General features: G+C 48.1%; 10 protein-coding genes. 1 reads left to right on the top strand and 9 read right to left on the bottom strand.

Going from position 1 to position 15,543, the window contains the following annotated elements:
* The first annotated feature begins 783 nt into the window (after positions 1 to 783).
* Complete coding sequence (locus ACP39K_RS10075; RefSeq protein WP_147827015.1) at positions 784 to 3,774, top strand: beta strand repeat-containing protein; 2,991 nt, start codon at positions 784 to 786, stop codon at positions 3,772 to 3,774.
* A 219-nt stretch (positions 3,775 to 3,993) separates the two neighbouring features.
* Here the strand turns inward: ACP39K_RS10075 and ACP39K_RS10070 are convergent, their stop codons facing one another.
* The 9 genes from ACP39K_RS10070 to ACP39K_RS10030 all read right to left on the bottom strand — a co-directional run bounded on the left by ACP39K_RS10070 (position 3,994) and on the right by ACP39K_RS10030 (position 15,530).
* Positions 3,994 to 5,319 carry a cellulase family glycosylhydrolase gene (locus ACP39K_RS10070; protein ID WP_050487525.1) on the bottom strand — a complete coding sequence of 442 codons (1,326 nt, stop codon included), beginning with the start codon at positions 5,317 to 5,319 and terminating at the stop codon, positions 3,994 to 3,996.
* 92 nt (positions 5,320 to 5,411) lie between these two features.
* Entirely contained in the window at positions 5,412 to 6,806 is a 1,395-nt protein-coding gene (gene wcaJ, locus ACP39K_RS10065) for an undecaprenyl-phosphate glucose phosphotransferase (protein WP_049299854.1), read from the bottom strand.
* Positions 6,807 to 6,934: 128 nt separating this feature from the next.
* Positions 6,935 to 8,308 carry a phosphomannomutase CpsG gene (cpsG, locus tag ACP39K_RS10060; RefSeq protein ID WP_089184398.1) on the bottom strand — a complete coding sequence of 458 codons (1,374 nt, stop codon included), beginning with the start codon at positions 8,306 to 8,308 and terminating at the stop codon, positions 6,935 to 6,937.
* Positions 8,309 to 8,371: 63 nt separating this feature from the next.
* The gene (locus ACP39K_RS10055) at positions 8,372 to 9,787 is read right to left on the bottom strand and encodes a mannose-1-phosphate guanylyltransferase/mannose-6-phosphate isomerase (RefSeq protein ID WP_028127955.1); all 1,416 of its coding nucleotides are present in this window, start codon (positions 9,785 to 9,787) and stop codon (positions 8,372 to 8,374) included.
* A 70-nt stretch (positions 9,788 to 9,857) separates the two neighbouring features.
* Positions 9,858 to 10,922, bottom strand: a complete 1,065-nt coding sequence (locus ACP39K_RS10050; RefSeq protein WP_497008462.1) for a glycosyltransferase family 4 protein — start codon at positions 10,920 to 10,922, stop codon at positions 9,858 to 9,860.
* Positions 10,919 to 11,980 (bottom strand): glycosyltransferase family 4 protein, encoded by a 1,062-nt coding sequence (locus tag ACP39K_RS10045; protein ID WP_089184396.1) that lies wholly within the window; start codon positions 11,978 to 11,980, stop codon positions 10,919 to 10,921. The genes ACP39K_RS10050 and ACP39K_RS10045 overlap by 4 nt, the downstream gene beginning before the upstream one ends.
* Positions 11,981 to 12,011: 31 nt before the next feature.
* Positions 12,012 to 13,346, bottom strand: coding sequence for an O-antigen ligase family protein (locus ACP39K_RS10040; RefSeq protein WP_016928424.1), 1,335 nt, complete (start codon positions 13,344 to 13,346; stop codon positions 12,012 to 12,014).
* The gene (locus ACP39K_RS10035) at positions 13,346 to 14,485 is read right to left on the bottom strand and encodes a glycosyltransferase family 4 protein (RefSeq protein ID WP_115436701.1); all 1,140 of its coding nucleotides are present in this window, start codon (positions 14,483 to 14,485) and stop codon (positions 13,346 to 13,348) included. The genes ACP39K_RS10040 and ACP39K_RS10035 overlap by 1 nt, the downstream gene beginning before the upstream one ends.
* A gap of 28 nt (positions 14,486 to 14,513) precedes the next feature.
* Positions 14,514 to 15,530, bottom strand: coding sequence for a hypothetical protein (locus ACP39K_RS10030; protein ID WP_089184395.1), 1,017 nt, complete (start codon positions 15,528 to 15,530; stop codon positions 14,514 to 14,516).
* Between the last annotated feature and the right edge of the window lie 13 nt (positions 15,531 to 15,543).

The raw sequence follows: 15,543 nt of genomic DNA, 5'->3' as shown, positions 1-15,543 counted from the left end.
ACCCGGTCGTAAACCTGGAGCATATAGATAGAAGGAACTAGCATTAATAAATTAATAAATGCGGTAAATATGCCAACGGTCCAAAAAACCTTACTGCGAGTCCGTATAACATCCGCAATTTCATTGCGCGGTATAAATTGATTCACTTTCTGCCCTTACATCATGTGCACTGTCAGTCAAAGTCCGCATTGATTTTTATGAGATTAACCTCACAAAAAAAGCCCCCAAACATGCTCAAGACTGCAGCTGCTTTTTCATTAACTATAGATACACATTTGGAATTCCAGCAAGGCGGAAGATGAAAAAAACATCCCCCAAAAACTCAAAAAAAAACCAATATAAAGCAAAAAGTTATCTAAGCCTGAATCAAAGGACACCACACACCTTCCCCACATCCCGGCAAAGTCAAAACGCCACACCTGGAAATAATTAGAAATCTAATAATCTCCATGGTTAAAAAGACATGTGAAATCATTTCACTCATAAAAAATATTAAACAACCACGGCAATGACACAGGATTAATTGAGCACACAATTAGTTATAGGGAAGTGAAAACAATAAAAAATAAAAAAAATCCTATAGCCTTGACAAAAATCTCATCAGCTCCTTTGATTAAAACGTGAAAGCAACAATTGGCATTAGTGTGTCATTTTTATATGCCGTTGTTTTCACAAGCTTTAATACTAAAAAAACTGACCAAACCTCTTCCTGGCACGGCTATGGGGGGCCGGTCACATCTTTCTTATGTCCGTAGAAAATGGGTACATCCAAAGGGGTAACGTATGGCCACATTAGTAGCACAGCAAAAAGCGGCTGCTCTTTTCCTTGCAATCTCTGGAAAGAATATTGATACCGCGGCGTTAGATTACTACTCGCAGAAAATTGAAACTTCTGCACTTTCTCTGGAGCAAGTTGCGCAAAAATTCATTACCGGCACCTCAAGCCTGAACGGTCTGACGGCTTCTCAAATCGTAACCAAGGTCTACACCGCGGTGAACGGCAGCGCCCCTAGCAGCAGCGTGCTCGCCGATCTTTTAGCGGGCAACCCCACCACGGCGTCCGTCGTCGCCAAGGTGATTAACGACGTACTCAGCTACAGCGGTTTTGATTCAACGCTGCTGACAGCACAGAGCAATTTCGAAGCCCAAGTCGAAAAAACCCTGTTCCCAGTCGCAACCGCCGCATCGTCGGCCGGCGCAGCTGACGTCCAGGGTATTTTCCATGTCGTGGGCTTAACGCAAACTCAGGACGGCATTACCTACTGGGGAACCGTATTGGCGCAGGGCGGCAAAACGCTGGCGGCAGTCGCACAAACCTTCGTGAACAACAGCCCGCTGAAAACGTTAAGCGATAGCGATTTCATCAATGCCATCTTCCAAAATAGCTATGAACGCGCACCGACCTCGGCCGAAAGCAGCAGCTATCTTGCCTTGCTGAGTGGCGGTTCGACTCGCGGCGATGTCGTCGCTCAAGTGATCGCAGCACTGAAGGGCACCGTTGCCGCCGGCGATACCACGGCCCAACAACACTTCCAGGCGGCGACGCACGTGTGGCAACCGGGTGAACTGCCGGCCCTGAACTATCAAGAACAAGTCGCAGCCGCCTTCCTGGCAATACCGGGCCGTGGCGTCGATGCCAGCGGGCTGGACACCTGGAGCAAAGAACTGTTTGCCGGTAAGACTTATGCACAAGTCATCACTACCCTGATCAATTCCGCAGAGTCGCAAAAGAAAGGCGCTCAATTGACTGGCGATGATTTTGTTCAGCATATCTTTACCCTGGTGCATGGCACCGCCGCCACCGCTGCGCAATTAGCCAGCTATGGTGCGCTGGGGAGCAAAACAACCATCACGCAGGCCATTATCAACGACCTGCGCAACTCCGTCGCCACTGACAGTGCCACCGTCACTCAGCAGCATGGCTTCGAATACGATATCGGTACCAGCCTGCTGTACAAAACCGCTGCGTCTCTGACAGCAACGGCCGCCGGCGGCAACGCGACGGGCACCGTCAACACCGGCGCATCTCACCAAATTAGCAATGCCGAAACGGCAGTGTTGACGGATGTGCAACTGAACGCCAATGCCGCCAGCATCGTGAACCTGAAGTTCGCCGACCATCTGGCGAATCTAACCATTAACGGCACCAGCGCAGCAACGGTCAACCTGTCTGACAACGGCGTTAATCCAGGCGTAGATATCACCGTCAATAACGGCAACGTCATCTTGAATGCCAGTTCGGGTGCGGATGACGTAGTCGTCACATCGGCGGCAAACATTGCGGCCGGCACGGCGCAGTTTAACCTTGGCGCCGGCAACGACAGCCTGCACTGGGCAGGGAACGGGGTTTCGGGCGGTGCGAACAGCGTGGCCAACACGGTTAAGGCTGACGGCGGCGCGGGTACGGACTCCATCTCCGCCAACTTCATTACCAAAACTGTGGTGACCAACCAGAACGCCCTGGGCGTTCGCACCAGCACAGTGACCAGCAACGCCAATAACTTCTCGAATTTCGAGAAGATCGACCTGACCGGCTATATCGGCAAGTCCGTTGGTACGCTGATTACGACACCGCTGATTGGTTCTCCGACCACCACCAGCGTGACCACGCCAACCAACACCTTTGACTTTGGGCTGACCAACGGTACATCTACGGTTGAAGGCACTACCGGCGGCACGGTTACGCAGAACGCGGCGGCCACTAATCTGGGCACGCAAGGATTTGTGATCTCCGGTCTGGCTAACGTCAACGTCATCAACGCCGCCGGCGGCAACGCCGCGCAGCTGGAAGTGAAAGGGGACGCGACCTCCGCCAGTACGCTGAATTTCACCTTCGTGCAGAACGCCACCGATCACTTCAACATCAACTTCGATGCAGTGAGTTCCGCCAATGTGAATGCCGGCGCCATCACCCTGAACAGCAGCAGCAGCGCCCTGTTGGGTACCGCGCTGAGCACGGTGAACGTGGCCTCAGGTGGTACCGGCAACTTCGATAACATTCTGTCCTTGGCCGGTACCAATGCGCAGGTTCAGACCATCAACGTGACCGGTGACCACGCGCTGGATCTGACGCTGGGCAGCGGTTTCAGCAACGTGCGTGATATCAATGCGTCCACCAACACCGCGGGTCTGAATCTCGACTCCAGCCATGGCGGTACCGGTGACGGTATCATCATTCAGTTGCTGAACATTCTGCCGCTGAGCGTCATTACCACCAACCTGTTGGCGCCGGTGTTGACGGCGTTGGGCCTGAACGGTTACCAAATGACCGTAGAAGGTTCCAGTGCTGCCGATACCCTGGGCGTGATTGGCAACACCACGCTGACCGGTGGCGCAGGTGCCAACACCTATGACATCAAGGCGAGTAACACCCAGGCGGGTGTGACCATCAAGGACTTTAGCAGCCTTAAAGACAAGATTGTCGATGTTAACCATGGCGGCCTGACTATCTCCAATGACGCCACCGGCACGGCGGTCGCGGACTACGGCACACGTTCCGCAGACACACTGGATGCGCTGTTGGGGACGCTGGTGGGCGGTTTGACCAACGGCGTTATCGGCCTGCTGGGCGGCATTCTCGGTCTGGACAGCAGCAACTCGCTGACGTCGAAAGTGGGTGTGGCATCCGTAGTATTCAGCGGTGGCGGTAATACTGCCAGCTCTTATGTGATTATCGACAACAACGATAACCATGCGCTGGATCTCAACGATACCGTGGTATACCTGACCGGGCAGAACCACCAGCAATTGGTGGATACGCTGCACTACGCGTAAGCGTAGCGCCATCACCGAGCGAGCTGATTTTTATTCAGCGCCGCGAGGGGAAATGCAATACGTGTACTGATGCCAGCCGGCTATGCCGGCTGGCTTTTTATTGGCGTCAATGTCGGCGAGTGATGAAGAAGCGCGTCGCTTAATCCTGGATAAAAAAAAACCGCAAGCTTATTAAGCTTGCGGTTTTTTATTCACGGCGCGTACGGCGCTCTCGATAGCCTACCAAGGCGATGCTATAGGGGCACTGGAGCGCATCATTACCGGTACATCACCATCGGGTGCGGCCGTATTCCCCTGAACCTCTTTGAGCGGTGTGGCACTTTGGTTTTGCGGAGCTTCAGCAGACATAAAACTGCGCAGGCTTGAAGAAATGCCGCTTGCAGGTTGGCTCACCGGTTTTTCCTGCCAGAAAAGCATCGCATGCTGATTATTGCCTTTCAGGGCTATGGAGATTTTCCCGCCCGGCAGCACTTGATATTTTTCGACGGAATAGGATCGCGCAACATCTGCCACCTGACTTAAAGCCAGCATCGACGGCTTCGGTTGGCCGTTCCGCGTCAGCAACCCAAATCGATGTTCGTTGATTTTCGGGTTGTCGCCATCATCGAGCAAATCGTACCACCATACCCCCTTAATAAAGGGACGCGATTTGGCCAGGAAGGTATATTTCACCACATATTGCGCGGCCACATCTTTTGATAACCCGCCTTTACCGTCATAGGTTGGCACACCAATTTCCGTGATATAAATCGGCACCGTCTTACCTGCTGCCTTTGCAAGCCGGGCCTCAAATTTATCCACGACGCCGAGGTTCCCCTCAGGGGCCCGTATAGCGTAATTATCGTTGCCATACGAGTAAGGGTGGATAGAGAAGCCATCAACGTAATTCAGCACGCCGAGTTTAACGATGTTATCAACCCAGGAAGGATCGCGAGTGCCTGTTGGGTTAGCCGTTCCCGTAATGACAATTGCGTTGGGATCGGCTTTTCTCACCGCAGCCGCCGTTGCTTTCACCAGCGCGACGAAAACTTCCGGCGGCGGAGGCGTCCGCGGCTTTGGCTTAATTGCAGTGGCATTCGTCCATTCGTTCCAGATCTCGTAATACTTGATCTTGCCCTTGTATTTAGACGCTGTCCAATACGCATAATTGGCGAATGCCTGAATGGCCTCAGGGGTGGTTGGATAACCCGATGGATCGTAAAGCTTGTTACCGTACGCCAATACTAATAACCCATTCAGACCGAATTTCGCCTGAGCATCGTTAAACGCTTGGTCAGCCTTTTGCATATTGCCGGTTATGACATACTGCCCTTTTTGCTGTTCCAACCCGCTCCAGGGAAAATCCGCACGATACGACGTGAAACCGTATCGCTTGATCAGCTCCAAATATTTATCCGGATCGTTGGGATACCAGCGAAAATGCGCATGCACCCCGACTTCGAAAGCCAACGCATTCGCACTGATGAACATCAGCGGCAATGCGAGAGCCAGCGATGCGGCGGGTCCCTGGCGACGCATCCGTTTACGGCTTGATTTAGTCAACATCTGACCTCCAGTTTTAAAAGAAAAATGAATCGTCTCAATACCCCAGAGATCAGGAAATCCGCATTTCCCGGGCGCGACGCTCGGAGAAAACCTCAGTACGCCGCTTTATTAATGAATCCTTTGAAAATGGTCAGGAAGACGATTTTAATGTCTAACCAAACGCTCCAGTTACGGATATAGTCCAAATCGAACTCAACGCGCTTTTGCATTTTTTCCAACGTATCCGTCTCGCCACGCCAACCATTGATTTGGGCCCATCCCGTAATGCCTGGCTTCATTTTATGGCGCAGCATATAGCCGTTGATCAACTTTCTATACTGCTCATTATGTGCCACGGCATGCGGCCTTGGACCTACGATCGACATGTCGCCTTTCAATACATTGACAAACTGCGGCAGTTCATCCAGCGAGGTGCGTCGCAAGAAGGCGCCGACAGGTGTTAAACGCGAGTCCCCTTTTTTCGCTTGAACGACTTTATCGCCATCTTCCATCACGGTCATCGAACGGAACTTCCATACCTCGATAGCCTTACCATCCATGCCATAACGCCTTTGTTTGAAGATGATCGGGCCGGTAGAGGTAAACTTAACCATACCGGCGATCAGCAACAGAACCGGAGATATGAACAGCAGAATAAATATTGACAGAATGATGTCTTCAATACGCTTAATCACCTGATTAATCCCGCTCATCGGGGTATCAAACAATGAAACGACAGGGACGCCATTAATTTCTTCAGAACGCGACTGTAATATATTGAACGTAAAGATATCAGGAATCAGCATCACTGAGCAGGTCGTATCAGAAAGATCCGCAATCGTATCTTTGATCAATTTTTCCTGCTCCATCGACATTGCGATATATACCCGATCAATACGCCCACATTTTGCATCGCTGACGAGTTGAGACAAGTCGCCACAGCGCTCAATCTTGCTGTTCAATGGAGAATTATCATTGTCGTAAATGCCCAACACTTTAAATCCCATCCAGTGAGCATCACGCAAAGACTCTGCCAGGCGAATGCCGACGGGCATCGCCCCCATGATGGCCACATTACGGGTATTGAAACCAATATTGCGCATGTATCCCAAGAGCAGCCGGATCACGCTGCGCGTAATGATCAAACCGCAGCACACCAACAGATACCATTGGATATAAATGGAATATTCGTTGTTGAACACATTTATCAACGCCACCGTGCCCGACGTCAACAGCAGGCTCAACGACCAGTTTTGCAAAATGAGCTGGATTTCCAGACCCGCACGCACACCACGCCATGATCGATAAAAATCAGTAATACCACCAATCATTTGGAAGATGACGATCGAAATTAATACCATAATCCAGTGCTGCATGCTGAATGCGGCACCGGAGATTAAGCAGGATAAGTACAATCCGCTAAAGATAACGAAAATATCAGAGAAGCGCTGAAGCATTGAAGTAAGAGAAGCATTAGTATGCAACACACCCCGACGGAAACCGTTCATAGATAACTGCCTATTAACTATCATAGTATAGATGCCTTTTGTTAGTTTTCTCTGGTACCTATATCACTTCGCAATGCTGGGCCGTATACCGCCCACCCAGCATTAGAATATAGCTTTAAAACCAGAGATCAGCTTCGAAGCAAGGCCAGTATTTCCTCTGTTTTCTTCTGCATCAGTGCAGGATTGGCTCGCGACTCGACGTTCAAACGCACCACCGGCTCAGTATTCGAGCTGCGTAAATTAAATCGCCAATCTGCAAATTCCAGACTAATGCCATCGGTCGTGTCAAATTCCAGCGCCGAAGGCCGATAGCGATTTAATACTCTTTCGATCGCGGCTTTTGGATTTTGCAGTTTGCTATTAATTTCACCCGATGCTGGATACGCGATCATACGATCCCCGACCAACTCCCCGAGCGTCTTGTTTTTAATGCACAGCAACTCAGCAACCAACAGCCATGGGATCATGCCGCTATCGCAATATGAAAAGTCGCGGAAGTAATGGTGGGCACTCATCTCGCCGCCGTATACGGCGTCTTCCAGGCGCATACGTTCTTTAATGAATGCATGGCCAGTTTTCGACATCACCGGCACTCCGCCCGCCTGCTTGACCACATCAATGGTGTTCCAGCTCAAGCGTGGGTCATGGATGATTTTCGCCCCGCCGTCTTTCTCCAGAAACGCCTCTGCCAGCAGGCCAACGATATAGTAACCTTCAATGAATCCACCGTTCTCATCGAACAAGAAGCAGCGATCGAAATCACCGTCAAACGCGATCCCCATATCCGCCTTATACTGGCGCACGGCTTGCGCCGTATCTTCCCGACATTCCGGTAGCAACGGGTTAGGGATCCCGTTGGGGAAATTGCCGTCAGGCTGGTGATGAACCTTGATAAACTCAACCGGCACCTGAAGCTGCTTGAAACGCGATTCGATAGCATCGATGACGTGACCGGCCGCGCCGTTACCGGAGTTGACCACCAGCTTCAACGGTTTGAAGTTAGCCGTATTCACATAGCCCAGCAGATGATCCACATACTCTTTTTCAATCGATATTTTTTCGTAGCTACCGCGCTTGGCCGGATCAACCGCAGCGAAGCTGTTATTTTCCGCCAGGCGCTGAATATCGCGCAAACCGGTATCACCGCTGATCGGCTTGGCTTGGCTGCGCACCAGCTTCATTCCATTATAATTCATAGGATTATGGCTAGCCGTCACTTCGATGCCACCATCGAGACCTAAGTGGAAAGTGGCAAAATAGATTTCTTCAGTCCCACTGACGCCAATATCCAGAACATTAACCCCAGCATCGCGTAGCCCCTCAGCCAACGCGAGTTTTAGTTCCTCGCTGGTCAAACGAATGTCTCCCCCGACGACAACGCTTTGAGGTTGCAAAAACTCTCCATAGGCACGGCCGACACGATAGGCGATATCGCTGTTCAGTTCTTCACCTAGTTGCCCGCGAATGTCGTATGCTTTGAAACAAGTCAATGATTGAGACATATTGAGATCCTTACCAAATGTAAATACAGCGATGCGGCTCAAATATCCGCCGCACCAAAATTCTTAATTATGCTGAGCGGAATCGCCGATTCGCACGATATCGTCCTCGCCCAAATAGGCACCCGATTGAATCTCAATCAAATCCAACGGGATTTTTCCCGGGTTTTCGAGAGAATGTTCAACCCCAAGAGGGATATAAATGGATTCGTTTTCACTGATGAGTTGCATTTTTCCATTGGTATGCACTTTGGCGGTGCCTGACACCACGACCCAGTGTTCCGAGCGATGATGATGCATCTGCAAGGACAATTTCTCACCAGGCTTCACGGTAATGCGGCGAACCTGGAAGCGATCGCCTTGCGCAATCGCATCATGTTTGCCCCATGGACGATAAACCTCACGGTGCTGTTTGCTTTCGGAGCGCTTTTGCCGTTTCAGCTGATTGACGATTTCCTTCACGTCTTGCACTTTATCTTTATCGGCAATCAACACGGCGTCTTTTGTTTCAACCACAACCAGATTGTTCACCCCAACAGCGGCCACCAATTTATGCTCCGCGCGAATGTAGTTATTTGAACAGTTATGCTCAAGAACATCACCGAAAGTAGAGTTCCCTTTTGTGTCTTTTTCGCTGATTTCCCACAATGCAGACCATGATCCGACGTCATTCCACCCCGCGTCCAGAGGCACGACGACAGCATCTGCAGTCTGTTCCATCACGGCATAATCGACAGACTCATCCGGGCAGGCGATGAAAGCGTTTCGATCAACGCGGATAAAGTCCATATCGGGGGTCAGATGCGCGAGCGACAGCTTACACGCGTCCAAAATATCTGGGCGGAAACGCCCCAATTCTTCCAGGTAACGGCTGGCTTTGAACAAGAACATGCCGCTATTCCAGAGATATTCACCGCTGGTCAGATACTGCTGCGCAGTATCAAGATCAGGTTTTTCAACGAACCGCGAAACGCCGCAAATACTGGAACCGTCGATGCTGGTACCTTTTTGAATATACCCATAGCCCGTTTCCGGGCCCGTCGGTACTATGCCGAAAGTAGCCAGTTTACCCGCTTCAGCATAAGGAATCGCCTGATTCACCGCGTCGCGGAAAATCTCTTCGTCCTGAATGACGTGATCCGCGGCCAATACCAACATCAGCGGATCGTCACCGCTGGAAACGGCCTGCAAAGCGGCGAGCGCAATCGCCGGCGCGGTATTACGCCCTACCGGCTCCAGAATAATATTATGTGACAAACGCGTTATTTGTCGTAGCTGTTCAGCCACGATAAAACGATGCTCTTCGTTACATATAACAAGAGGATCAATAATGTCTAACCCTTTAAGCCGCATGACCGTTGTTTGCAACATGGAAAACTCGTTGCACAGTGCTAAAAACTGTTTGGGAAATAATTCACGAGAAAGCGGCCACAGGCGACTTCCTGTTCCCCCAGCCATAATAACAGGATAAAGGTTACTCATTTTTACTCTCACCGATTAAATATAATAGGAAAAAAAAGTTATTTTCATTCCAAAAACGTGGATGTATCGATTATCTGTAAAGACGGTAGGTATTGGATACCATTTTTTCTGAAGTGAAATTAGCATTGTAGAAATCGACACAGTCTGCTTTCATTGCACCCCAATCACGCTTGTCGCGAGTACTCAGTATTTCAGCGGCCTCATCAGCTGCATTGGTCGTAAACAGATAGCCCGTAACACCTTCATTCACCACCTCCGGCAATGAACTGCAGCGGCTGGCGACCACAGGCAACCCATAGCTCTCTGCCTCAACGGCGACAAGGCCAAACGATTCCCAGCGGCTTGGCATCAACAACACATCCGCATAAGTGAAATAAGGAGCCATCGCTGAAGGCGTCAACCAGCCTTTAAAGTCCATTCGGACATGAGGCGCGGGTTGTTCTTTCGCATGCACATTGCCGCCGACGATCGTGATTAAAAATCTGTCATCCAGTTTATCGGCAATCTGCTGAACCAAATCAAATCCTTTTTGGTAATCAAAGCGGCCAACAAACAATATATTGATTTTATCTTGATGATAAGGGTTAGTCTCATCGGGCAACGCGACAGGAGGCTCTACGCCGTTATAAACCACGGTCAAATTACCCGGTTCCATTCCGGCCATCAGTGCCGTTCTTTTCTCATATTCGCTGGTACAGATGATCACATCGGTATTCTTTTGCAGTACTTTCTCTATCTTGGCATAGAACTTTTTTTTCTTTTCTGATGTGTCCATCAGGAAAGAAAAAGCATGTGGGCAATAAATAATTTTGGGTTTGCACGTCATTCTTACCAATGGCGTTAACAACCGACAAACAACCCCTGCAAAAGTACTGTGGACGTGAATGACATCCGGTTTTTCTTTACGCACTAACTGGATATAGTTAATAGCCAAAGAGATAAATGAAGGGATATTTCTCCCGGTGCGCGAAAACACCTTCATTTTTTCATCAGGGAAAGCCCCGATCTCGCGGTATTGGCTATCGGGCAACACACAGTAAAAATCAAATTCATCATTTTGCTGTACAAGTTGTCTAATTACCGTAGCGACGCCACCTTTCACTGTTTCGGCAACATGCAGCACTTTTTTTTTCATTGCATAGCTCTCGTCATTATCTCGCTCAACGCTGCAGCCGAACGCATCCAATCGAAACGTTTGACATTCTCAAAACCCTCAGCGATTAAAGTTTGGCGCAACGCTTCATCCTGTATAATCCGCTCCAGTGCCTGTTGCATTTCCGGGATATTCTCCGGCTCAAAGTACAATGCACTCTGCAACAACACCTCGGGCAAAGAAGCGCGATTGGACGATACTACCGCGCAGCCACAGGCCTGTGCTTCTAACGGAGGAATGCCAAACCCTTCATATAAAGAAGGAAACACAAAGGCACGAGCATGAGAATAGAGTTCGACAAGCTGTTGATCGCTCACCCGCCCCAAAAACTGTATGTTATCGTTCGCCGCAGCTTCTTTTGTCGAAAACCCCACATCCGCGAAGTTCTTATTGGCGGCTCCAATGATTTTCAGTGTTACATCCTGGCTGTTTGCCATTTTAGAGAAAGCGGCAATCAGACCATGAAAGTTTTTGTGATAATTTGGAGACGAAACAGCCAATAAATAGGGGCGCTCTGTATCGGATACTGGCGCAGCGGGTTTAAACTGCTCAGAGACCGCATTATAGATTACGTAAATATTGTTTAATGGGTAGTCAAACGCCTGGCTAATTTCTTTTTTAGAAAACTCACTAACCGTGATCAACGCCTTACTGTGACGTAGCATCAGAGGGACTAGATTATTATAAACAAAACGAAATTTTGCAGAGTAACTTTGCGGATAGCGTTTATATATAATGTCGTGATGAGTAACAATTTTATTACGATAAAAGATCGGTGCCGTATTACAAAGGTTAATGAGAAGCGGACTTTTCTTTTTCCTTAAAAAAGCAGGAAGCTCCAACTGCTCCCAAAAGTGGCCACTTTTCTTACCCACTACCTGAACATTCAATTGCGACGCGATATCGTGATGAATAATATTAGGTGGCGATACAAAAATGACATCATGCCTAATTTTACTCAGCGCAAGACATATTTCTTGAGCAAACCGCTGAACACCTGTCAAATCCTGCGTTAAAAATCGCGCATTGACATAGATCATTAATTACCTCGTAACTTTAAATAATATCGCGTCAATGTAGCGATTGAATATAGCCTACATTCTTCTTTGACCGACTCACGGCCCCCGTCTCGGGCGTTCTAATCGACAATAACAAGATTGAGATAATGATTGGGAATATGTAGCCTGGATAGTTTGTCAACGGGTTATTGTAAACAAAGTTCATCGATAGCGAGATCATCCAGTATAGGTAAATACTGGGGTTAAGGCCAAGACGAGTACGTTGATAAAGAATGCCAAGAATAACCGACGCAACGATAACAAGAATAATGATGCCGACATTCCCGTAATTCGACAACATGTAGATATACATACTGTCAAGCGGGATTGAGTTCGTATTGTCATCGCCAATCACTGCGTTGCCATTCACAGCATACCCAGCGCCGATAAATGGCGAATATTCACTGTCAGCTCGCACGGCCTCTATATTGACTGTACGAAGTAAAATGCTGTTCTCCGCGTAAGCATTCTCCTTCGGAAATATCATCTCATAAATACTGTAATTGGTTGTCGTAATATAAAAGAACAGTGACAAGACCATCGTTACCATGGTAACTGAGTTCAGGCTAAAACGTTGAGAGAAAAAGCGTCTCAACATCAGGAACATGATATAAAGCAGCGCCATAATGATCGCCGTTTTCGATGTTGAAAATGCGATCCCTACCATAGTGAGAAGAATATACTTTTTGCGATGTTTTACGCTTACATAAGGCGATAACACCAGTGCAAAGAACAGATATTCACTGAGGCTGAATGGCCCGGTGAGCAAACCAAAAGCACGTAATTGACCTTGGATAGTGCGCAGCAGAAGACCATATTCTTTACCAAACTGTGTCAACTGTGGGCCTGGGTCAAAACCGATTAGCGCATAAAGCAGGCCTGCCAAGCTGGATTCGGCGACTGCAAAAAGCGCATTCAATACGGCAAAGAAAATATAGTACTTGATGATTTTATTAACAATTTCGACACGTTCATTATATTCGAAAAGAAGTAAAACGGCCGCGAAGAAAAAAGAACCGAATGTAAGCAACTCTAAGCGAAACTGAACTATAGAACGGAAGAAATCAAATCTTCCGGCAATCATACTAAAAAGAATATAAACTAACGAGAAGACTACCATTGACAAGAAAAAGACCAATACGCTTCTACACTGTTTTGACACGGTAGGATTACGCGCAAAAAGTAGTATTAGTACGAAAACTGGAACTGCCATGGCAAAAAAGTCTTTATATAACAAAAGTGCCCTGGTCGACATATACGCAGCGACGGTCACGACGCCGTTCAATGAGAGCAATGCCATGTACGTCAGCAAAAGAAAAACAACCAGCGACTTTGTCGATACTCTCATTATGACCCTCTATACACACTCTCATAGGCATCGGTTATTTTTTCCAGTTCAAAAAACGAACGACGCGATTTATTGTTATTTTCTCTAACAACGCTTACCACACTAGCGACAGAAAAATCTTTTAGCTCGAAAATGTTGTCGTAAAAAGCGGCGATTTCAGCCACTCCACCATTGAAAGACGTATACACAACCTTACCAGAGATGGCTGATTCCGCAACTGTCCGCCCAAAGGGTTCATTCCACCGCGTCGGTAGAACAACGGCGTCAATCTGCGTCATAAACTCTTCAATCTTGATAAAGCCAAGCAAATGAATGCCTGCTTCCAACGCCAACCCCTTCAACTTCTCGCCAGAAGCGTCACCGTTGAATCTGCCGGCGGCGTAGAATGCAACCTGAGGATCGCCGCTGGCCTGTTTTGCCAGAGCACAAAACTCATCAAACCCTTTGTCTTCGGTGAGACGGCCGACAAAACCGATCCTGACCTTTTCGCTGACGGTCGGTACGTAGTCTATCGCCGCGACAGGATTGTAGATATGCGTATGCACCGCGTTGCGAGCAAATCCATTTCCCTGATGCAAGGCGGAAATATATTTACTTATACCAACAAAAGCATCCACGCGCTGACTGGCTTTTTTCTTTAGATAAGAGGTGATGCGCACTGCAGGCGACTGTACATCCATATTTTGGCCATGTTTAAACAACGTGCCATTGGGGTGGAATAGATAATAATCGCGAGTCGTATGCACCACGCGCGCCCCCAGCTTCTTGGCCACTCGCCACGCAGCAACGGAAAACCCGCTGAGGTTGTTGGTATGCACCACATCCGGAGAAAATTTGCGTAGCTCGTTGCGCATGGCTCGAGCCATAAATGGATTATAAGAATCGAGTAGATGCCACACCGCTTTTTTTAATTTGCTTGCAGCTGATGCCTTGAACGGCCAGTACACATTCTTGAGAGGTAAATAGGCAATATGCACGCCATTAAGCGTGTCATACTTTACCTCATCAAGTTCATGAAGACAAAATACACCAACTTCATGCCCGGCCCGTTGCAAACTTTCAGCCAATAGTTGGACTGATACCTCAGCACCACCTATTTTATAAGGAGCATAAAGCGTGTTAATTAAAGCAATCTTCATTCCCATCACCAAAATATAATTTATAAGATTAAAGTTTGTTTTTAATCAGCGTAATGTCCGCGTTTTCATAACTCTCATAGTTTTTATAAATTGCGCCGACGAATCCGACCCATTCTGGCGACAAAACTTTCTCATCGAGAACATAAGCGGTTATTTTTATTTTTTCATCGTATATCTTCACAAGATTATCATACAATGATGAATAAAAACCGGCTATAGACCTGACGTTCTCCCCAGCCACAATCGGATAAACCTCAAAGGGAAAGTCCAAGCGACGAACCTCTACATGCTTTCTGATTTCCTCTATTTTCTCTTCACGTTCGCGGCGATGAGGAATATAAACCAGTTCGGCATCAGTCTGGCTTGACTTTAAATCGCTTATCATTTTAAGCGTCAAATCAATATCATCAACAGACGTTACCCCCGCCTCAAAAAGCGGCGTGCCTATAATGAAGACTCTGTTCTTGCCATCAGGAAGGCTGGCCAGTTTAGCCTTAAAGTTTTGGTAACTGTGTTTAATGACCACATCGCGTTTTGAAACATTGCCTTCAATGTCATACACAGAGAAAAAGGTTATTTTTTCGCGCTCATTATTGGTCATGCCAAGTGACTTAAGGAAAACCGACTTTACGATGCTCCGAGTAGTGACATTATTGTAACGTTTAATTCTGAGCGTTGCCGTACCGTCATCCAGTAGAACTACATCCCTTTTTGGGTACTTATGCGCCAAAATCCAAAAAACTCTGGCGCGGTACTCACCGGCGATCAAAGTGACAGTTTCCTTCGCACTCACTACTGAAGTCGCGCTCTTCAATTGCCGCTTAATGTCAAAAGCATTGCCCAAATTCCCCTCAGCATCAATGGTTTTCAAGGAGCGATGCTTAATCATCTTCAGCAGATACACGATCTGACCATGATTCAACGCGGAATTGGCCGAGCGCTTATTGACAATCAGCAGATCGAGCATGATGTCATTCGCATCAAGATATTCAATGAGATTAAAAGCCTGAAGCGGTGACTCGATATACGCAATGTACTTACTCATATTTCTAATATCC

Source organism: Serratia sp. EC4 (genome assembly GCF_059652115.1).
Note: the sequence above shows the minus strand (reverse complement) of the source record. Positions and strands in the feature narration are given on the sequence as shown.